Below are 20,031 nucleotides of genomic sequence, written 5' to 3'. Positions count from 1 at the left end.
CAAATCCGCCGCATAATCAAACCAACCAGATGAGCCACATCCTCTCTTAGATCAGAGCGCCATCTGTCCCAAAATCCCTGACGACGGACACTGTTTCAGTGGGTCTAAGTTTTTGCTTACTAACGCAGACATCCCGCGTTGCCTCGTCCCCTCCAGAACTGGCAGCGCATGTTTTTTTGGTCCAGCGGAGCGATGTCTACGTACTTAAATTACTACCAAACACGGACGAAGGGCGTTTCGCCTTTTAGTTTTGCCAAATGGCGGAGCGAATAGTTAGCTTATTTTGTCGGGTCCGGGGGTTTGGGTTCAGTTAGATCTGGGAGAAAAACCATGGATAGTAGTTTCAACATAAAAACGGCATGGGCTTCGGTAATGGATGAAACCAAAAACCCACTTAGGAACCAATCTTTGTCCACTGCCCATTTGTTGATGCAAATGTTGGCGTGGATGTGGAGTGCGATTTTCTCGCTTATAGTTGGAAGCTACTTCGTATTCGGCGTTACCGCGGCGGCTCACATGTTGTTAATTGGTGGGCTATTTGTGACGTTGATAATATTCCGAAAGGCCGAAGCGTCAGACTTAGACGACTAGAAGTTTCGTGGCTACTAAGCGACCGTTTGCACCTCCGAGTTCCGTTCGGCGTTTTTGATAAGAAAATAATTGCGACGGAACTAACCCAACGCCTTGCGTCACAGTCAGTGTTTGGGATCGGAAAACCAAAATTTGGCGCTCGTCTTCAAGCGACTGGTAGTGGATTTTTCTCGCGCGAGCCAGTCAGCACTTTATCTAGCCTGCAGCCTCAATATTGATGCTACGATTGTATCTGCTAGGTCCGCAGAACCGACGGTCACGCCGAGTGCGAAGAATGTACGCTGCGAACCCAGAGCAGCCGGTTGCGCAAATCTAAGATACCGCAATCATTGCGTCACCTAATCTTCAAATGGTTGGCTGCAATCAATTCCGCTTACCTTTGTAGGCGCCGTCCTGTGGCTTCCATAGAGCCGCCTTCTCCTTGGCCTTTTTGAGCTGAGCTTCCGTCAATTTGTGTCTGGACTTGATTTCTGGCGACATGCGGTAGATTGGCGTATCGTCCTCTAAGATGTAGCTTGGTCGTCTTTGCTTCTTAGGCTTGCCCGCAGTTTTGGACTTAACGGTGTGGGTCGAACTAGCTTTAACTTTTTGTCTCAGTTCACTGGCCATCTTTTCGACGGCTTCTAGAACGTCTTCAGCCACATCATGGAACTTTGCATTCTGTGCTTTTTCAACGAACTCTTCGAACCTAGGCTTGATATCATTCATCAAGGCGTCAACATCTCCTTTCGCTTTAGTCCGCGCCTCTTCGAAAATCTCTGACCAGTCTCGTTCATCACTCTGTGCCATCAGTTCCTCCAAATAGTCAGTTAAGGAATGTTAAGATGCGAGCTCTCTTCGATCAACGGCAACTAGGCCGCAAAGTACCCGAGCAATACAGAAGAAAAATGACGCCAAGCAGCGTTACGGCGTTTTGGGTTAACGCTGTTTTGCGTCAGAAGCCATCATCCGTTTGAATAGAAGGTCAATGATGCAGCAACAATCAAGTGGACTCTTCGGATGAGGCTATTCAAGTACCGCGGCATGCGCATTCTGAAATCACTGAAGCGATAGTTGAAAAAACGTCTGGCCGACTCATGAGCTCCACATGTTTCAAATCTAGTCGGTAAAGGTGTTTGTCGCGCAAGTGCGTATCCAACACATCGCCACTAGTCAGTGAGGGATTGCCACGCGACAAAAACACATGTGCAGGCGGGTCAAAGCGGGGCACGCGAAAACTGCTTATTGCCAATGCGTGGGCAATTTTGACTCCCCGGATCCTTGCTTCTTCGGCTTCAGGCTGCTCAGCTAGAATGCGTTTGATTTCAGGAACAACTCGCCTTGCTTTGAACTGACGCTTCCACCCTCTGATAATGTAGCGCAGCCTTTTGTAGGTTCGAAAGTACAAGGGTTGCAGACCAGGTTCCGCGCCAACCATTTTGAATGGAGGGTCCAAAAGGATCATGCCAAGAGTATTTTCCTGCCCCAATTGCCTCGCCATTTCCATGGCAATCGGACATCCGGCAGAGTACCCGCACAGTACAAATGGACCGCTACTATTACTTTTTTTCAAATGTAAAATGGCCTCGGATGCAAGTTCACTAATAGACCGGTCTAACGGGACAGCAGCGCCTTTTGTCCGATGGCTTGGGATATGCACAACGGAATGATCCGAGCCCAGGCTTCGAGCTATATACTGGCTGAATTGTACAGAGCAGTGTACAATTAGGACTGTTGATTTGGTTTGCCCAAGGCTGGAAATTTGAATGGCGCTTTCGTTCTCCGAAAAGACTTCGCCCGCACGCCTTTCGGCTACTCTTTTGGCCAGTTTGGCAACGGTGGGACAGCTAAAAACATCGGTCGGTTCGAAGTGAATTCCCCTTTCGCAACCGATTGCAAAGGCAGAAAGCGTGGCTAAGCTGTCACCGCCCAAATCAAAGAAATTGCCGTTTCTCGTCCGACATGGCGTATTCAGCGTTTCGGAAAAAATTGCGGCTATTTGCTCCTCAAGCTCTGTCTTCGGGGGGGCGCCAACGTTGGATTGCAGGTGCTCGGTGACTATGGCCTTAAGTGCGTTTTGATCCAGCTTTCCGTTCGGAAGGATAGGAAACACTTCAACACCAACAACCGAACTTGGATGGAACGGTTCTGGAAGACTGGCCTCAATGTGACGTGCGGTGGCCTCACAAATCGGGTCGCTGGGATCGCATTCTATCACCATGAAAATGCTATTTGAGCCCGCAAGCGCCAATGAAACGGCAGCAATACGGCGTTGATCCGTAACAACTTGAGCAGCACCCTCAATTTCCGAAAGCTCGACGCGATGTCCGCGTATTTTGACTTGTTTGTCCCGACGGCCCAAAAAAGTGATGCATCCCGTGGCGTCAGCAACCCCAAGATCGCCTGTTCTATACGCCCGGATGCCTTCACCGCCAAATTCAAAGAACCGATTTTTTGTTTTTTCTGTATCGTTTAGATAGCCATTAGCGACTGTGTGGCCAGCAACAATGATTTCACCAGTCATCCCCGGTTCAGCGGGGCAATCATCGTTGTCGAAGACGCCCACCCAGGTTCCGGGAATTGCCTTCCCAATTGGAACAATCGGGCCCTCTTCAAAAGCGGTAGCATCAAACGAAGTGCACCAAACTGTACCCTCCGTCGGCCCATACTCATTCATCAATACGCAATTGGGCAGCAACTCTTTTAATTCTTGAGACAGGCTGTCGTAGAGTGCCTCTCCTGCAGCGATTAGAACCTGTAGGCTTTGCAAATCACTTTGCGGTACAGACATCAGAAGCGCGCGAGCCAGACTCGGCAGGCACAGAGTATGGGTCACCTTGTGTCGGGAGATCAACTCTCCTAACTGGTTCGGATTTTGCTCGGCGCGTTTCTCGGCGACGACCAAATGCCCACCAGTGCAAAGGGTCCAGTAAATTCCGGCAACAGAGCTGTCAAACGCCAAAGAGGACAACAGTAAGTAGACTTCGGGAGCAGCACCGTAAAGCTCATCTCGCGCGGCCGTTGATACGGTCAGCGCTGAGTGAGAGATCTCAACACCTTTGGGTTTGTTTTCTGACCCGGACGTGAACATGACATAGGCACGCGCACCGAGCTTAACTTCGTCCGGGTGGATCGCTTGATCGAGCACGTCAATTAGAACCGGATGAGCAGATTTGGTGGGCAGGTCATTTTTCGACGCTCGTGACGTCACAATGAACCGTGGCTTGACCGTTTCCATCATCTGCGAGAGACGAATTTCCGGATAACTCAGATCCAGCGGAACATATGCTGCACCTGACATCATCACGCCCAAAAAGGCTGCAATTGCATCCACGCCGCGCGGCAAAGCTACAGGAACTATATCGTCTTCAGTCACGCCTGCTTTTCGTAATGAAAATGCAAGTTGCCGGGCGCGTTTCGACAGTTCGGAATAAGTTACCGTTTGGTGGTTGTCAGATATTGCGACTGCATTTGGCGAAGCGTCAGCGTGTTGCAGGAAGCGTTGAATGACAGTTTCAGCTTTTGGCGCGGGTGAGATGTAAATCGGGTTGGCACCGTCTTTCATCAAATTGCATATTGGCGTTCTAGGATCATTAGCAATTGCAAACAGGACGCGTTTGTAGCTTTCAATGCACGACTGAATGGCTTCGGCGGAAATACGTTCTGGGTCGAAATAGACTTCAACATCCAAATCTTTCTGCGGCGTCACAAGAAGCGCTAAGGGATAATTGCTGAACTGCGCTGTCTTAAGACCAGTGATCTCAATGTCGTCAAAGACGAAATCTTGTTTCTGAACGCCTTCATTCACAAACAGCGTATCGAACACGGGGGTTCCACTGGCGAACGGGGCGCAGCTTTGAACGTCTGCGAGCGAGGCGTGCTCATGTTTAAGTCGTTTCAACTCGTTGCTAGCGTGGTCTTGTAGGAGCTCGCCCACTGATTGGGACGGATCGATTTTGAAACGTACTGGAAGTGTGCTTATGAATGCACCAACGGCTTGAGAAATATTGGGGATTTCAGGTGGACGTCCTGCAGTCGTGGTACCAAACACGATGTCGTTTTGCCCGAGATACCTGCGCAAGACCGATGCCCAAGCCACAGACAAAACCGTATTTGGTGTTACCTTCAATTCTGCCGAAGCCCGATTTACGCTCTCCATCAAGTCGCTGCCTAATCGCTCGGCGTACGAGACCTGGGTCGGAGACTGATTTCGGCTGTCCAGTTCAGGAAGCAAGCAGGGCGCTTCCAAGCCCACAAAGTAATCGGTCCAAAACGCAGTGTCCGTCAGTGGACCCTGTTTTTTGAGCCAGGTCAGATAGGTTTTGAAACTTGGCGCAATCGAACCGGTAGGGCTTTTTCCATGGTAAAGGTCGAAGAGATCTCTGATCGAAACGCTGGTCGACCACCCATCACTGATAAGATGATGAATTGTCCACACAAACCGGTAGCAGTCTTGCGCTTCCTTGATCAGTGTAACAGCCATCAAGGGGGGGCTCTTCAAATCAAACTGCCGTAGCTGCTCAAGTTTCAGAAGGTCGTTGAACCGCCGTTCAAAATCTGAATGCTCAGTCCAATCCAATTCGGTCCACGGCAGGCTAACCTGTTCCTGGATGACCTGAACGGGTTGCTTCACACCCTTCCAAATGAAACCGGTTCGGAATACGTCGCGCGCTTTTACAAGAGACTCCATCGCAACTTTAAGCTGCATTAGGTCCAGAGGGCCCCGCAATGTGCAACTGACTACAGCTACATATTGTCCGTGTAGCTGCGCCTCGCCATTGACATGAAACAATATCCCGCGTTGGGCGGAAGACAGCGGAAGAATGTCGGCTACACCTTGCGGATATCCCATGTCAGCCCAGCGCCTCCGAGATGCTTGAAAGATCATCATCGTCCAGATCGAGCAGAGTTTCTTCCGGGCCTTCCCTAAAGCTGACTGACGACAAACTGTCTGCATGTGCAGCCAGAGCTCGAACGGTTCGGTATTCAAACAGCGAGGTCGCAGGCAGGGAAAAACCCTGTTCATTGGCCTTCATAGCAATCTCTATCGCGGCAAGGCTGTCGACGCCGAGATCGAAAAAGTCATCGGTCGCACCGATCTGGAGTTCACTCATCACCGCTGACAGTATGTCGACCAACTTTTGTTCTGTTTCTGTCTCAGGTGGAACCAAACCCGAGCGCTGCACGCCCCGCCTGCTTCCATTGGGCAGACGGGATGCATCAACCTTTCCATTGGGGCTAAGCGGCATATCCTTCAGTAAAACCACTTCGTCAGGCAACAAGCCTCTTGGAAAATGGGCCTCTAGTGTCTGCCAAACATCTTGTTCCGCGATATCGCGACCGGCCACGTAAACGGATAGCTTTTGTTGGTTGACGGGCTCGTCAAATCCGATCTCTTCTAGGATCGCCTCGACGCGCTGCGTATCGATGTCGTCATTAAGCTCTTCTAATGCCTGTTCGCGGGTTTTGTGGCCTAAGCGCACATCCCAGGAATAGGGCAGTGCGTAGTTGTGGTACCCCTCGCGTGACTTGTGCAAGTGGATCCCGGTGTCATTGATCAGGCAATTGGTCGACCTACCAGTGTCCGATGGGCGTTGCCATGCAGTTTCCTTATCAAGAAACTCGTAAATCTCAGCTACGGGCACGTCGATGTAGCGGTAAATGTCGAGCACCTTGATCTGATCCAGAAAGCGTCCATCTTTCAGGTCATCCGTTTGCAAAAGTTTAGAAAGCGCGTCGTCTTTTGCGTGATAGGCTTTACGCGCTTTGGTAACCATATCGTCCAGCTGAGAGCACGAAGGGGCTGCGTTGCGGAACAGGTCAGGGGTCAACCGTGTTTCAAAGAACTGCCCTCTGGACAATCCTGTCACCACCATAGGCGCGCCTTCGGCCAAAGCCGTGCGGAACGCCAAAGTGTATAGCGCCTTGAAACAACCCTGACACACGTTGGAGTGTGTTTTAAGGCTGTCGACGAATATCTGGTTCATCCTGTCAGTGCTGAGATAGCGATGATCCCAACCAAGATCGTCTGCTACCCTTTGAATATTCGTCTTCGACTTTTCAGAGATATAGCCATTGTCCAAAGTCACGGCGAGCACCCGCGACGTGTAATCAGCAAGCCGGTAGGCGGCGTACGTGCTGTCCTTGCCACCGCTCAGCATCATGACCGCGTCGTATTTCCCGGTGCTCGCTTCGGCTGCACGCGCTATTTCGCGTTGTAGCGCGGGTTCATCCTTAAAGTAGGCCTGCGCCCTGGCTTTATAGTTGTCGAATTCTGCGCAAATTTGGCACAGATCGTTTTCAACAAAATCTACCCCGGGCACGGAATCCGTGAGGCCACATGTTTTACACTGCTTGTTTCTGCCAGTAGACGGCACTGATCCGAACGAGACATGAACGGCATTCACATTCGGCAATTGTCGCAAAACGCGGTCAATCTCTGCGACTTCGAAACGCACACCGCCGATTTTTATTTGTTGATCCGCCCGGCCAAGGTAATCAAATCGTCCGTTTCGATTGATACGACCCAAATCACCAGTTCGGTAAACCTTGCCCTGAATTGCCTTTGGATCCTCCAAGAATTTCCCTTGAGTTTCGGAGGGTGCGCCAAGATATCCCTCGGCCAAGCGGCCGCCGATAACGATTTCTCCGGTTACACCAATAGGGCACAGGTTCATGCCTTTATCCCTGACACTGACCGAAACACCGGCTGCGGGAGACCCTATTTGGATCGAGAGCTCGGTATCAGTTTCGGGGTCATATGTGTGGTGCATGGCGCCGACGACGGCTTCGGTTGGGCCGTATTCATTTATCAGTGTCAAAGATGGTGATAGATCTTGGGTCGCTTTACGGCAGAGTTGGGATGTCAGGTTCTCACCACCCAGAACAAGCGTCTGAATACGCTCGACAACATGACCCTGTTTGCAAGCCAAAGCGAGGTGAGAGGGGGTCAACTTCACGACATCCACCGCGTCTTCGGTAAACACGTCCAGCACTGCAAGGTCAGGGTCGGAGTGCTCCGGGTAGATACGGATCGACCCACCGGTAGCCAAAGGCGCGAACAAGGATGTCAGCGTCAGATCGAATGATATTGAAGAAAAGAATGCGTAGTGCGCAGGGCGGTTGCCTGTGAAAGTCTTTGCAGCCCAGTGAATGTAGCGTGACAGGTTTGTGTGATTAACCTCAACACCTTTTGGTACACCTGTCGAACCAGATGTAAACAGAACATAGGCAAGGTCACCGCCAGATGGCCTCTCGAAAGTGCGTGGTGTATCTGCATTGACCAGTGTGATGTTCAAGCTGCGACAAGAAAAAGCGCGGTTATCGTCAGAGGGCACGAATACTGCCGCGGCACCTGATATTTTGACAATCTGTTCTGCACGCGCGCTTGGTGTATTTGAAGCTATGGGCACAAAGCTGCAACTGGCTTTCAACACACCCAACATGACCAAAATGAAATCCATGGATCGCGGCAGATTGATCGCTACGGGAGACCCACGCGGGATTCCGAGGCCAATGAGGTAAGCCGCGATCTGATCGCTGCGCCGGTCAAGTTGTCGGAAAGTTATCTGATCGTCGGTACACGACAGTGCAATTGAATCCGGGGATTTGATAACTTGTGCCGAGAACGCGTCCAAAACTGTTTCGGGCGCACCCGCAAAGTTTTGTCTTCCAAATACAATCGCCTGATCTTTTTCATCTGCAGCTATGTCCAGTTCTGCTATACGCGTATCCGGAACCTCGACCGTAGCTTTCAGAACACGCAGGAAATGGTTCTGCACGGCCCCAGCCAGTACGTTATTTAAGATTTCCTCATGTACATCCAGGAACAGCTCTGGCTTGCCGTTCCCGTGAAAGTCCATGATATGGAGACGAATGGCATGGCCCGCGTCATGCGCACCGCTATGGAGCCATTTCACCGTTGCCGGCTTCCCGGCGAAGCTTCCAAACTCGGCTTGAATGTAGTTGCAAACGGCGCTTATGCCCGACGTGTCGATGTTCGCAACCGCGCCGGGTTTCGCCCGCCTCAAAAACGTGCCCAGCCCGGTTTTGACCTTTACATGTACATCCAACAGCGTGTCTTCAGCGTCTAATTCCACAGTTAACGGCAAAACTTCGACAAATGGACCCAGCGTTCTTTTGTCTTGGCCCGACAAGCGGTTATGGGATGGCAATCCAAGGGTGATCTGGTCGTCGCCTGTGACCCGATGCAAATACCCAAAATAGGCCGTCAGGTAGATTGCAAGCTTCGACAAGTCTGGCGTGAACAGGCGGAATTCCGATTGGGTTACAGCGTGCTCAAGCGTGTCCTGTATATCCTGCGAAATCTCCACAGCAATACGTTTGGAAAAACCTGCTCGCTTGGCGTTACTACCGTATGGTGGGGACGATGGGTGGAAAGGCGAAGGCGCCGAAAGTACGTCGGCGGTGTTGAGAAGTGGCGGGCTTTCAAAAAAGCTTGGCAGCGGCTCGGCAGTGAAAACACCGTCGTGTTCGATAGCCGAATAGCGTTGCGACACTTGATCAAACAATAGAGCACCGGACTGTGCATCACACACGATGTGATGTTGACATACGGCCCAAACCCAATGGTCGTCCGCCAACTTGATCAGTTGGCTGCGCAGTGTTTCACGCCTTAGATCAAACGGAATTTGAACCCACGCATTGAGCTCACGCTCCAATTCAGTTGCCGCACCAGGCGACTGACTGGCGTCCTTACACTCCAGAAGCCCTTCAACTGCATCTTTGACAACTTGAATGAGCGCATCAGTCCCTTCTCGAAAAACCGTGCGCAGAATTTCATTGTCCTGAACCGTTTCGAAAAGCGCCCGTCGAAACACCTCGGGGTCTACCTCGAAATTCAGGTCAAATCGCCAAGCCATATTGTAAGCTGGCAGATCCGGTTGCAGGAGATGGCCTTTCCAGAACCTCAGTTGGCTTTCAGACAATGGATGCGACATGTTGGCCACCTCAGGAAACTGCGAAGCGCCGATTTTCGGCATAAACGGAAATTGCAGTGATAGAACTGAGGTTTTCCAGCGTGACGTCCTCCAAAGGGATTTCAATGCTGTAGGTCTGTTCGACGAACGAAACCAAAGACATGACGCCCAACGAGTCGATCATTCCGCTTAGCAACAGTTCTTCGTCGTCTGTCACTCTTAGGCCGCCCAACAGCGTGACGCGAACGTAATCGCGCAAAGCCTGTATTTGTTCTTCAGGCTGCATGCTGTGTATCTTTCTGCCCGGCGAGCTTGGCACGGTCTATCTTGCCCGTCGAAGTGCGGGGCATTTCTTCAAGCCATTCGATGTGATGAGGCACGGCATAGCGCGGCAAAACAGCTTCTACTTTGGACCGAACGTTTGACAGATCTTCTTTTGAACCGCCGGTGACATACGCATGGATTTCATCGCCGCATACTGTCGCGACCGCCTCGGTAACCAGTGGCGTGTTGACCAAAGCAAGTTCGACTTCATCCAGTTCGATGCGAAAACCCCTGAGTTTTACTTGGCGGTCTTTGCGTCCGATCAAGAAAATATCGTCGCTTTCCGCTCTTCGAACGATGTCGCCGGTACGGTAGAATCTACGCACACTTCCGTCGGTGTCTGGAAGATCGCAAAACGCGGCTTCAGTCAGCCCGGAATCGCGCCAGTACTCCAACATGACCTGTTCAGAAGCGATCAGGAGTTCTCCGGTTTCCTCATCTTCAGGTCCGATCCCGATACGAGCGGTCACTCCAATATCCGGACGTCCAATAGGCAACGAGCTGGTTCCGTCCAACTCTGCATGCGTCATCACGGCTGTCGTGCAATGGTTCGTTTCGGTCGGACCGTAGGCATTCAGGAATTTTGCGTTTGGGGTATGTTTGGACAGCGCCTTCAAAGCAGCCGGAGGCATTTTTTCTCCGGCAAACATGACGATCCGCAGCGCTTCCAGGTTTCGATCCTCCAGCACGCCGCGTTCTACCATTTGGATCAGGGCATATGGGACAGAGTACCAAACAGTGATCCTCTCCTTCTCCGTCAACTCCGAAAGGCTTGCAGGTAGTTTTGCATGCATTTCGGGAACAACTACGGTGCAAGCTCCGGCCTGGGCGGTGCTGAAGATATCAAAAATCGACATGTCGAAATGAATAGGGGTGTGGTGGCTCACTCGATCTGACGCGCGTAACGCGCACAGTTTCGCCGCCATCTTTGCGTAGGCCAACCCGCTTTTATGGGTATGGACTATGCCCTTTGGTGCGCCGGTGGTCCCGGATGTCATGAGGATGTAAGCAGGATCCTCGGCACGCCTATCCGGACCACAAACGACTTTTGGACTGCCCGAAATTTCATCCAGCGGTTGCGAAATGTCAAACAGCTGGCTTTCGGAAAAAGCGCTCGAAAACTTAGTTTTGCGCGCTGTGTCGGCGATGACCATTCTGGCCGAAACGATCGATACTTGCGCCTCAATGCGCTCGGCCGGTGCTGCGGGATCAATCGGTACATAAACGCCTCCGATGCGGAGGATGGCGTAAATCGCCGCGATGGTTTCAGCGCCTTTGACCGAGCAGACAGCCACTCTATCACCGCGTTCTACGCCCAAAGTGATTAGTGCTTTTGCAATCTTGTCGACTTTGGAATTTAGCGCAGCGTAAGTGGTAATTTCCCCCAGCGTGCTGACCGCCGCAGCTTCGGGCGTTACTTGCGCGTACCGCCTGAGTGCGTCGTCCAGAAACAAGCCCGTTTCGATCATTGGGTCACCATTACAACGGCGTCACCGAACTGCGGGAACCAGCCGATCGTTCGTTCGTAGAACCAGAACATTGCAATTGCGATCAGGGCGGCGGAACCAAATTGCAGAAACACAACGCGGTAGGCCGTCAGGCGCCGCAAAGCAAAGAAGATTGGGAACAAAACGACTACGATGGCGAGTTGCCCGACCTCAACTCCAATATTAAATGTAGCCAGCCCAAGCGCCTTGCGTGAGGGGTCGAGGCCAAGTGGCTCGAGCACATTTGCGAAGCCGAAGCCATGGAATATCCCGAACAGAAAGACGACCTTCCAAGAACTTGCGTGAAAACGAGGTACAAGGTTGCCGACGGCGACGGCAGCAATCGAGAAAGCGATAACCGCCTCCACCAGCGTCACGGGCAGGGTTATGACTTCGAAGGTTGCGAGACAAAGTGTGATAGTATGGGCGATCGTGAACACCGTTACGATCTTGACAGTTTCCAACAGGCTTTCGCGGATGTTCTCGGATGGAACCCAATGCCGGTTCTCGATCCGCATGACCGCTCCCAACAGCAGGGTCACCAAAAACAGAACGTGATCAAACCCAAGCCAGATGTGCCAAACGCCGTGCACAAAGAACGTTCGCGCAATATCGCCTGCCGGTTCATCGTTCAGATAAAGGGCCTTTGTGCCATCGCCCGGCGCGAAAATCAGCGAGATGTAGGCCTCGTTCTCGTCCATCCCGTTTCGGGTATTGCTTCCAATAAGTGCATAACCTCGGTGGGTTGGGTCGACGTCAGAGAACAGGCCGTCATAGGCCATCTCGATAGTTGTCGGGGTTTGCTCGATGTCTAAAACAGTAAAATGCAGTTGAGCGAACGTATCGACCGACGAATCAAAAAATGTGATGTCGTCAAATTCAACCTGAAGGGCTTGCCTATCCGACAAAAGTTTCATGCGATTTTCGAAATATTCGAAGAAGAGCTCTTGTGATTGCCGGACTTCGTCCTCAGTCAGCGACGTCGAAACCTCCGGCGCCCCTAGCTGAATTCGGGTTAGATCCGTCAACGTTGCTTCAATCCTGCCACTCAGGGTGTCATCGGTGACGTCAAAATAAACGTAGCTCTCGTTGAACTTGTGGGCTTGAACCGGCGTTGCGAAGGCTATCAGAATTAAGCCGCCTACCCACAGAAAGAGCGCAGCCAACGATCCACTAAACGAATTTGTCCAATTCGCGGCGCGGGTAGTGGATTCGCGATCAGCGTTTTGCATTGGTTTAGTCTCCCCCGTTTTTCGGTTGGGAACTTTTTCCAAGTTCCATCCTTGCAATTATTTCGCGTTGAATGTCCGAGGTACCCGAGTAGATGACACCGCCGAGGGCGTCATTCACATCGGTTCCTGAATTTGAACTTTGCAGATACCCACGACCACCAAACGTTCGCATTGCATCCACGCTGGAATTTAGAAACGCCTCTGAAATGTGAAGGTTTGCCATCGCCGCAAACTGCGTCAGGGGTTGTCCGGTATCGTACAGCTGTGCCGCCCGGGCCAACATAAGTTCGCAGGTTTCCAGACGTACGCGCATGTCTGCCAAGCGGTTGGAAACGGATTGGAATTCCGAGATCGACCTGCCAAATTGCTTACGAGATACGGCATGCTCAGTGCACTCGTTCAATTGGCGGCGCATCGCGCCTACTTGCGCTGTTAGGATAAAGCACCTCTCCCAGTCGAGCGTGGCTTGTAAAATCGTAGCTCCGGCGCCTTCTCGTCCAATTCTGCGGGCCTCCGGAACCCAGCAGTCACGGAACTCAAGCTGTCCCATGGGGACGGAGTTCAATCCAACTTTGTCCTGCCTATCAGCTCTCAAAAACCCTTCATCGTCGGCGCGCACAACGAAGGCCGACAAACCCCAACGACCTTTCTCGGGCGCGGTTTGTGCGAAAACGATCGCGAAATCGCAAACAGGCCCCATGCCGACAAACGCCTTTTGACCATTTAGGATGTATCCCGCCCGATTGTGTTCAGCAGTCGTTTGCAGCGACAACGCGTCGGATCCCGCCGTAGGTTCGGTAAGTGCAAATGCGCCAATCAATTCGCCGGACAAGAGCCCGGATAAGTAGCTGTCTTGTAGCTCTTGAGAAGCAAATCGAATAAGGGGGCTTTGAACTGTCCAAATCTGTGAAATTATGGCCATCGCCAAGCCGCTGTCTGCGCACAACTCACCAAACAGCAACATTTCTTCAACGAACTCACTGGCACTGTTAATTGAACCACCAAGGTCTTGGGGTAAAACGAACTTAAAAGCGCCACATCCGCCAGCGGCTTTCCAAACCGCGCGTAAGTTCCCATCGGAAACTGCAGGGCTTGCTTTTGCAAAGTCCAGTCTAGCGCATCTGGTTTCGCGGTCTGTATGGCGTGTAGCTTCGTTCACTGTCGGATTCTATTAGCTGTACTAAATCTAGTACGCACGTCGAAGCCGGCCGGATCATCCCATTCAGAAATTGAAATTTAGATGTTTGGACGGAAATATGGTGCAGAAAGCGCATTACTGTTCTTCATCAAACGGTAGACGGCAGTCTTGGGTACCCTTTGAGTCGATTGATAAATGCCCTAATTATCTATTTTACTTGAAATTTATTGTTACTTTAGTTGGTGACAATTTGCAAAAAATCAGCCAGCCCTCCATCAACCTTCTCCTGCTGGCAAGCAGCCTGCATTGCCTTGCAATTCTTTTTGTATTTTGGGTCGGTCAGCAGTTCTTGAATATCAGTTTCGATCTTTTCGACAGTATCCGTGTGGCGCCCTGCACGACCAATTCCATGAAAGACGGCTCTGGCTGCGCTGCCCTGCTGATCGTTGATATGTGGATACAAGAGAACAGGTGTTGCAGCCTCAACGGCTTCGATAAAACCGCCTGTGCCTCCGTGCATTATTGCAAGGTGAGTATGCTTTAGAATCTGGTGTTGGGGGACCCAAGCCACAACATCAACATTGGGTGGGTAGTCACAACTGCTACCATCCTCCCAATTCTGACCTGCAGCAAATAGGAACCGCCACTCTGGATGCTTGCTTGCGACTTCCCAAAGGTTGGCAAGTAAATCAAACTTGGGTTTCATAACTGTGCCGAAGCCGATGAAAATGCGCTTCTCCGCGCCTCGCGCCGAACAAAATCTGCACACTAGTTCGCTGTCATAAGGTTTTTCTGGCCGATCTTGTAATACCATCGCCCCAAAGTACTCAAAATCCGGGTAAAGATGTGTCGGCAAGTCAACCGATTGCGGGAGAAACAACACGGTCGGAATCTTGTAAGTCCAAGGCATTTGCCAACAAATCAGCCGTACTTTTCTTGCTATAGGAACGTTGTAACGTCGGGCGAGTTCGAGCAGCGCCGTCAAGAAATCTGCGCCTTCGTGCTTGGACTTGAGTCTCAGGGCTTTTTTGAACTTCCAAAGCAGGAAGTTTATCCAAATAATCGAGACGCCAATTCGACTTCCGCGTACTCCGACACCTGGACACGTTCGTTTGTTCAAGGGAGGAGCCCGGGGTCCGGGCGGCGACAAGAACATGTTGCTAAACTGGATGATTGGCAGTCCCAAAGACAAGCCAACAATGATATGTGCATGGAGTTCACAGTCGACAAAGATGACATCCGGTTGAAAAGCAGCGATTGAGGCGGCGAAATCATTTACGCCAAGGGCATTTATTGCAGCATTCAAGCGATCTTCGGCAGTTAAAGCTCGGCGCTGTTCCGGCGAAAGTAGTGGTGCAAAAGCGTCGACTCGCGGCGTGGGAATCTCGTAATGCTCCAAGTCGAAATGCGAAATTAACTCAGAGGACGATTTTGGTGCAAACAAGCAGACGTCGCAACCAATAGATCTTGCTTCGTTTGCAAACTGCACAGCACCATTAAGCGGGCCAGTCAAACCACTTGATATTATCGCCAATCGCTTGCTCATCGGCCTATGAAAGTGATCCGGTTGAATTTCCAGTCAAGACCACTTCGTTGTTTAGATCAAAATTTGATAACCGATTTCGACTTCTCTCGATCCTTGGAGCCGGATGTCCGCCCTTGCATAGAAGGAATCAAACACCTTTCATTGACTTAATCTCAATTTCTAAGTCTAGCGGGGTCCCTTTAGCTGAGAATTCACCAGTACTCTAATGGGTGCCATGCTGCAACGAATGGCAGCATTGTCCGCAGAGCCGACATTCAGGCCTGATGCAGCGAACGGACGCTCTGAGCCCAAGGCAGTCATAGTGATTTTGTGCTGTGCGCACACGCAGCGCGAAAATCGCTGCGCCTGCGTGGTTCTCGGCGCTGCTAGGCAGCGGAAAAACCTGCCATTCGTTCGGGGCGCGGTGAGCTACTTAGAGGGCGAAGATAAAGTAGCGGACAAAGGGGCAATTCGCTGCGGGAGCATCAATGTCTCCTATCAAAAAACAGTGGTTCTCGGGAAATTGTCTGGCTTCAGTCAGACTTGTCATACGCTTCCCGTGCGGCATCAATCTCGCTCAAGTGTTCCAGTGCCCAATAGCCTAAGGCGCTGACTGGCTCGCGAAACGACTGCCCCATCTGAGTCAGATTATATTCGACCTTGGGCGGGATCGTTGGATATTGGGTCCGGTTCACAAGCCCATCCCGTTCCAACTCCTTCAGCGTCAAGCTCAGCATACGCTGCGAAATGCCTAGGTTTCGCTTTATCTCGTTGAAGCGCATGGTCCCGTATTGAGCCAGCGAGATGACCACCAGAACGCTCCAACGGTCGCCCACTCGTGACAGGACCTCGTTGATACGCTTGCAATCGGGGCATTGTTTGTCGTCCAGCATGGCAGTTCCCAATTTGTAACTAAGGGTCAAAAATGTGCCTTCTTGCGGCAAATATCAGTTCTCATTAGTTAGTCAGTAACAAAAATATACTTATCATCTCGGGCTCTGACAATGGGATCAACAACCGTGACCGCAAAAACACTGAACGACCACCTGAACTGGCGCTACGCCACCAAGAAAATGGAAGCTGGCAAACCCGTTCCACAAGACAAGGTCGATGCCATCGTCGAAGCTGTTCGCATGGCGCCGTCGTCAAGCGGCACGCAACCATTTGAGCTGATTGTGGTCACAAACTCCGATATCCGGGCAAAGATCGCCGAAGCGGCGTCAGGTCAGGCACAGATCACAGATGGGTCGCACCTCTTGGTGTTTGCCGCTTGGGACAATTACACCGAAGACCGTATTGATACAGTCAAGCAATTGAATGTTGCGGCCCGAGGCGACCTGCCTCTGATCCATGGCTACTACGACAATCTGAAAGCCAACTATTTGCCGCGCGAGACCGAGGTGAACTATGCCCATGCAGCGCGTCAGGCTTATATCGCATTGGGCATTGCCCTCATTGCAGCCGCAGAACAAGAGGTCGACAGCACGCCGATGGAAGGGTTTGACCCCGATACTGTTGACGAAATTCTTGGTCTTAGGGAACGTGGTCTTCGTTCCGTCGTTTTGATGCCATTGGGTTATCGCGAAGAGGCCAGCGATTGGCTGCTGCCGATGCCAAAGGTCCGCAAGTCGCGCGATGCAATCGTGACAGAAATCAAATGAGCGCGGACGGAATCACATGAGCTTTCTAAGAAATCTGTTTAAAGCAGCCCCCACGCCCACAGAGGACGGAGCCTTTCAGCCGTCACCCCTTGCCTTGAAACTCGCGACGGCATCCAAGACGGATTATGATGGCGGGGCCTATGCCAACCCTTACAGGGGCGGTGACAAGCGCGTGCTGATGATCTGCACCGAAGAGCGCAACATGACCATGGCCAATGGCAAGAAATTTTCGACCGGGAACCACCCGGTCGAAATGGGCCTGCCGATGTTGCACCTGCTGGCCGCTGGTTTCCAGATCGACATTGTCACACCCACGGGCGCCCCTGCCGTTATCGAAGACTGGGCCATGCCGCGCGAGGACGAAGCCGTCATGAAGCTGTACCGCGACTATGCCGATGCCTTTGACAACCCTGGCAGCCTCGCCGATTTCGTGGCGAATACGATGACTGATGATGCGCTTTACGTGGGGGTCTATCTGCCGGGTGGCCACGGGGCCATGTTGGGCCTGCCAGAGAACGAAGACCTGGGAAAACTTCTCCGGTGGGCGCACAAACGGGACCTGTTCACGCTGGCGATCTGCCACGGACCGGCCGCCCTGCTTGCTGCGGGCGATGGCCCATCGTTCATCTACAACGGTTACAAGATCGCGGCCTTTCCTGATGCGGTCGACAATCAAACGCCGATGATCGGCTACATGCCGGGCCATATGCCGTGGAAGTTCGGCGAAAAGCTGAACGCTCTCGGTGTGGAAATCATCAATTCCAAGGCCGACGCCACATGCCACATCGACCGCCGTCTCGTTTCGGGCGCAAGCCCCAAAGCGGCGAACGCATTTGGAAGGTTGGCGGCGGAAGCGCTGTTGAAGAACGTGCGGTAGACGGAAGCAGGTGCGGCGTGCATGCGGACATTCGTGCATCACGCAGCATCGGTAACTCCGGGCTCTCCTGGCACCTTCGCCGCGATCTGCGCTAAGGGCGGGTCTGATATGGATCGACTTTCGCTACACACCGCATGAACAAGCAAGACGCAAACAAATTCGCCATCGGCAAAATCGCAAACAATGGCGGTTGTCCAGCCCACAGCAGGTATAGTTTTTTTGACGCCGAGCAGTTTGCGAACATACGATAGGGCGATTGTGAATACCACAACCGATGGCGAGACATTTGACCAATCATTCACCCAATTTTCGTGGCAACCACGTAGCCTTGGCAACAAAACAATGGGAAACAAATATTTAGCTATTTCCTCTCAACACACTCATAAATTTTTCTGTTACGCCCCCGGTCAATTTGAATTTGAGCGACCGTGATTGGCTGACACAATATTATTTCCAATCAACTTAATAAGCTGACCCATTGGATGAACTGTTTTAAGTTTGATCAAATTCCATTTTTTCGTCTGATTGCCAGCGCTTCCCGGCTCGGGAAAGTGGATTGTCTTGAACTAGGACTGTATCTTCGTCACTCTATGAAACCGTCTATTCATTTGCCAATCGGCTTTCCAACAACTGTCCACTTTCTTTCAAAAGCGGATAGGCGATCATCGCGAATGCCGTGTTTAACATTTTCAGGGCGCGCAACAGATCAAGGTGAATCGCACTGGTTTCGATGGTTTCGGACGCCCCAGCACGCAGCCGGGTAAGATGCGCGCGCTCCAGCTTTCTCTCGATCTCGCGGATCATTTCCTTTTGCTGCACCAGCTCCCGTGCTGCCCCGGCATCCTCGGTCATCAGTACCGCGATTCCGTGCTGAACGTTGCGCAACACACGGTCATAGAAATCGGTCAGTTCCTGCCAACCCTCTTCCGAAAAGTTCACGTTTTCCGCACTCTTGCGCTTGGCCAATTCGACCATTTTCCGTGCAATCGTATCCGCCCCGGCCTCAAGGTTCACTGCCACGCCGGACAGATCAAATGCCCGCGTACCGGTGTCCTCTTTCGGATTGTCGCTTTTGACTCCTGACAAATAAACCCGCAGGTCAAGCGACATTCGGTCAATTTCGACTTTTTCCCTCTTCAGTTGTTGAGCAATGGCATCATCGTAATTGTCAAATAGTGACATTGAGTCCCGCACCATGATCTCGATCCTATTGCCCATTTCGACCAACTCACGATGCGCACAGGCAAAGGCGCGCGCCGGCTGGTTCTGAACCGAAGGATCCAGGGCCGTACGTCCGTTGGCCTTGGTGCTGTTTTTATTGTCATCAGCGAAAACACTCTCCGCCAAACGCATTATCGGGCCAAGAAACGGAATACAGACAACAAGAAGCGCAAGGTTGAACAGGAGATGCAGGTTCAAAACCTGCTGAACGGGGCTGGCCCCGGGAATAAGGTCAACACCGTCAAGCCGGTAGAGCAAAAACAGCACCAGCCCCGCCCCACCGCCACGCAGGAACAAATTGCTAGACACGACCCGCCGCACCGAGACATCGGCCTGCAAGGTCAGAACAAACGCAATAAAGGCACCGCCCAGATTGGCCCCAAGGACCATGGCAAACGCCGCCGACAGCGGCATAACGCCCTGAGCCGCAAGGGTTGCAAACAACAATATCGCCGCAACGCTGGAATGCACCAGCCAGGCAAAAACCGCCGCCAGCAAAAAGGCCGTCAGTGGATCAGCAGACAGGTAAATCAAGGCCCCCGAAGCGGCCTCGCTGTTTGCCAGCGGCGCGCTGGCATCGCGAATAAGGTCAAGCGACAAAAAAATCAGGGCCAATCCAATCAGGATCCGACCAACCTGGCGCACGCCGCGCCGGGAACTGCGCAGGAAAATCAGCACCCCGATCAAAAGTAGCAAGGGCGTCAGCAAAGCAATCCGGGAATTCATGATCTGCGCTACGATGGCAGAGCCAAGGTCCGCCCCCAGAATAATGGCCAACCCGGCGGTGCTGCCAACCGAACCCGCGGCCATGAATCCGGCAAGCAGCATTGCGACGGCGGTGGAACTTTGCAGCAGGATCGCGGTCAGCGTTCCGGTTCCCGTCGCGGCCAACCGGTTTCCCGTCGACCGACGCAACCAAAGCCGCAACTGGCTTCCAAAGGCTCTCTCAAAACCGGTGCGCACGAGGCGAACAGCCCAGATCAGAAGTGCCGCAGCAGCAGCCAAATTCAAAACAATAATTATGGGTGAGCTATCCATCATCACCGGGTCTTTGGTT

The 20,031-nt window shown here is 52.1% G+C and carries 12 protein-coding genes; 2 read left to right on the top strand and 10 right to left on the bottom strand.

The genetic code is table 11. The features are described from left to right. Nucleotides 1-954: 954 nt before the first annotated feature. From ACR1XU_RS21955 to ACR1XU_RS21915, 9 genes are all read right to left on the bottom strand, one after another. Complete coding sequence (locus ACR1XU_RS21955) at nucleotides 955-1,380, bottom strand: hypothetical protein (RefSeq protein WP_480908714.1); 426 nt, start codon at nucleotides 1,378-1,380, stop codon at nucleotides 955-957. 220 nt (nucleotides 1,381-1,600) lie between these two features. Next, a complete protein-coding gene (locus ACR1XU_RS21950) occupies nucleotides 1,601-5,422 on the bottom strand; it encodes an amino acid adenylation domain-containing protein (protein ID WP_480908715.1) in 3,822 nt (1,273 codons plus the stop codon). Between the two features lies 1 nt (nucleotide 5,423). After that, entirely contained in the window at nucleotides 5,424-9,530 is a 4,107-nt protein-coding gene (locus ACR1XU_RS21945; RefSeq protein WP_480908716.1) for an amino acid adenylation domain-containing protein, read from the bottom strand. A 10-nt stretch (nucleotides 9,531-9,540) separates the two neighbouring features. Next, nucleotides 9,541-9,795, bottom strand: a complete 255-nt coding sequence (locus ACR1XU_RS21940) for an acyl carrier protein (RefSeq protein ID WP_170816685.1) — start codon at nucleotides 9,793-9,795, stop codon at nucleotides 9,541-9,543. Beyond that, a complete protein-coding gene (locus tag ACR1XU_RS21935) occupies nucleotides 9,785-11,302 on the bottom strand; it encodes an amino acid adenylation domain-containing protein (RefSeq protein ID WP_170816686.1) in 1,518 nt (505 codons plus the stop codon). The genes ACR1XU_RS21940 and ACR1XU_RS21935 overlap by 11 nt, the downstream gene beginning before the upstream one ends. Further along, nucleotides 11,299-12,552 carry a HupE/UreJ family protein gene (locus ACR1XU_RS21930; protein WP_480908717.1) on the bottom strand — a complete coding sequence of 418 codons (1,254 nt, stop codon included), beginning with the start codon at nucleotides 12,550-12,552 and terminating at the stop codon, nucleotides 11,299-11,301. The genes ACR1XU_RS21935 and ACR1XU_RS21930 overlap by 4 nt, the downstream gene beginning before the upstream one ends. Before the next feature lie 4 nt (nucleotides 12,553-12,556). After that, nucleotides 12,557-13,711, bottom strand: coding sequence for an acyl-CoA dehydrogenase family protein (locus ACR1XU_RS21925; protein WP_480908718.1), 1,155 nt, complete (start codon nucleotides 13,709-13,711; stop codon nucleotides 12,557-12,559). 214 nt (nucleotides 13,712-13,925) lie between these two features. Continuing rightward, nucleotides 13,926-15,224, bottom strand: coding sequence for a glycosyltransferase (locus tag ACR1XU_RS21920; RefSeq protein ID WP_480908719.1), 1,299 nt, complete (start codon nucleotides 15,222-15,224; stop codon nucleotides 13,926-13,928). Nucleotides 15,225-15,748: 524 nt separating this feature from the next. After that, nucleotides 15,749-16,108 (bottom strand): winged helix-turn-helix transcriptional regulator, encoded by a 360-nt coding sequence (locus tag ACR1XU_RS21915; RefSeq protein WP_170547363.1) that lies wholly within the window; start codon nucleotides 16,106-16,108, stop codon nucleotides 15,749-15,751. 111 nt (nucleotides 16,109-16,219) lie between these two features. Between ACR1XU_RS21915 and ACR1XU_RS21910 the strand changes: the two genes are divergently transcribed. Together ACR1XU_RS21910 and hchA are read left to right on the top strand one after the other, a co-directional pair. Continuing rightward, a complete protein-coding gene (locus ACR1XU_RS21910; RefSeq protein WP_480908720.1) occupies nucleotides 16,220-16,876 on the top strand; it encodes a nitroreductase family protein in 657 nt (218 codons plus the stop codon). 16 nt (nucleotides 16,877-16,892) lie between these two features. Then, entirely contained in the window at nucleotides 16,893-17,753 is an 861-nt protein-coding gene (hchA, locus tag ACR1XU_RS21905; RefSeq protein WP_480908721.1) for a glyoxalase III HchA, read from the top strand. Between the two features lie 600 nt (nucleotides 17,754-18,353). Here the strand turns inward: hchA and ACR1XU_RS21900 are convergent. Then, entirely contained in the window at nucleotides 18,354-20,015 is a 1,662-nt protein-coding gene (locus tag ACR1XU_RS21900; protein ID WP_480908722.1) for a Na/Pi cotransporter family protein, read from the bottom strand. Nucleotides 20,016-20,031 lie beyond the last annotated feature (16 nt).

It is taken from the genome of Ruegeria sp. D1(2025) (assembly GCF_056536425.1).
Note: the sequence above shows the minus strand (reverse complement) of the source record. Positions and strands in the feature narration are given on the sequence as shown.

Excerpts from the sequence above, each read along its gene's own strand:
- ACR1XU_RS21945 (WP_480908716.1), bottom strand. The coding sequence starts at position 9,530 with ATGTCGCATCCATTGTCTGAAAGCCAACTGAGGTTCTGGAAAGGCCAT.
- ACR1XU_RS21900 (WP_480908722.1), bottom strand. The coding sequence starts at position 20,015 with ATGATGGATAGCTCACCCATAATTATTGTTTTGAATTTGGCTGCTGCT.
- ACR1XU_RS21910 (WP_480908720.1), top strand. The coding sequence starts at position 16,220 with ATGGGATCAACAACCGTGACCGCAAAAACACTGAACGACCACCTGAAC.
- ACR1XU_RS21950 (WP_480908715.1), bottom strand. The coding sequence starts at position 5,422 with ATGGGATATCCGCAAGGTGTAGCCGACATTCTTCCGCTGTCTTCCGCC.
- hchA (WP_480908721.1), top strand. The coding sequence starts at position 16,893 with ATGAGCTTTCTAAGAAATCTGTTTAAAGCAGCCCCCACGCCCACAGAG.
- ACR1XU_RS21935 (WP_170816686.1), bottom strand. The coding sequence starts at position 11,302 with ATGATCGAAACGGGCTTGTTTCTGGACGACGCACTCAGGCGGTACGCG.
- ACR1XU_RS21940 (WP_170816685.1), bottom strand. The coding sequence starts at position 9,795 with ATGCAGCCTGAAGAACAAATACAGGCTTTGCGCGATTACGTTCGCGTC.
- ACR1XU_RS21915 (WP_170547363.1), bottom strand. The coding sequence starts at position 16,108 with ATGCTGGACGACAAACAATGCCCCGATTGCAAGCGTATCAACGAGGTC.
- ACR1XU_RS21930 (WP_480908717.1), bottom strand. The coding sequence starts at position 12,552 with ATGCAAAACGCTGATCGCGAATCCACTACCCGCGCCGCGAATTGGACA.
- ACR1XU_RS21955 (WP_480908714.1), bottom strand. The coding sequence starts at position 1,380 with ATGGCACAGAGTGATGAACGAGACTGGTCAGAGATTTTCGAAGAGGCG.